Annotated in this window: 1 protein-coding gene; it reads left to right on the top strand. The window is 71.4% G+C overall.

Annotated features, from left to right (window positions below):
* The coding region (locus tag A612_RS01995) for a PIN domain-containing protein (protein WP_040435655.1) at positions 1-329 on the top strand (329 nt) is incomplete at both ends.

The raw sequence follows: 329 nt of genomic DNA on the forward strand, positions 1-329 counted from the left end.
GGCCAGGCGGCGGCCGCGCCCCTGCCCGCGCCCGCGCCCACACGCAAGCGCAAGGCGAAGGCGCAGGGGCCGTCCAAGATGTTCGTGCTCGACACCAACGTCCTGCTGCACGACCCCACCAGCCTGTTTCGCTTCGAGGAACACGACATCTTCCTGCCGATGGTGGTTCTCGAGGAACTCGACAACCACAAGAAGGGCATGACCGAGGTGGCGCGCAACGGCCGCCAGGCGAGCCGCACCCTCGATGCACTGGTGGGCGCCCAGGACGGCGACATCGCCGACGGGCTCCGGCTGGACGCGACCGGCCACGGCGCGGCGGGCGGCTGCCT

The organism is Melaminivora alkalimesophila, assembly GCF_000282995.1.
GTDB lineage: Bacteria > Pseudomonadota > Gammaproteobacteria > Burkholderiales > Burkholderiaceae_C > Melaminivora > Melaminivora alkalimesophila.